This is a genomic window from Faecalibacillus sp. TM498 (assembly GCF_020589955.1).
GTDB lineage: Bacteria > Bacillota_I > Bacilli_A > Erysipelotrichales > Coprobacillaceae > Faecalibacillus > Faecalibacillus intestinalis.
In genome coordinates, this window is the sequence record NZ_JAJDKB010000146.1 from 1 (window position 1) to 508 (window position 508).

The window sequence follows — 508 nt, forward strand, 5'->3', positions numbered from 1 at the left end:
TTGTTGCATCTACTTTTGAAATATCTACCTTTGTGATTTCATCTTTCATTTTAACTTTAGTCACACTTCCATCTTCATTTACTGTAAATGTTACATCACTTGCTGTTGCATATCCTAATGGTGCAAGATCTTCATGCAAGATATATTTTTTACCTGATACAAGACCTCTGATAATGTGAACATCTTTTGTTGATGTCCATTCTTCTACAAGATTTCCATCTTCATCTCTTAATGAAAGTTTTGCACCTTCAAGTTCTTTTTCATTAGTTGCATCAACTTTTGAAATTTCAGTTGCTGTCTTTTTATTAAGAACATCAAGTTCTTTTGAATAGATGATCTTATCTGTGTGATCATAGCTTAAGTCAATGTCATAGACCTTATTGTTTTTAACATATCCTTCTAATTCTTGTACTTCTTTCAATTCATATTTTCCAAGTGGTAGTCCTGAAATATGAATTTCACCTAATTCATTAGTCACATAATATCCGTTTTCTGAAATATCCATTGA

Annotated in this window: 1 protein-coding gene; it reads right to left on the minus strand. The window is 30.5% G+C overall.

Annotation, left to right across the window (positions count from 1 at the left end; all coding sequences use genetic code 11):
• The coding region (locus LJD32_RS15070) for a collagen binding domain-containing protein (protein ID WP_264472177.1) at positions 1 to 508 on the minus strand (508 nt) is incomplete at both ends.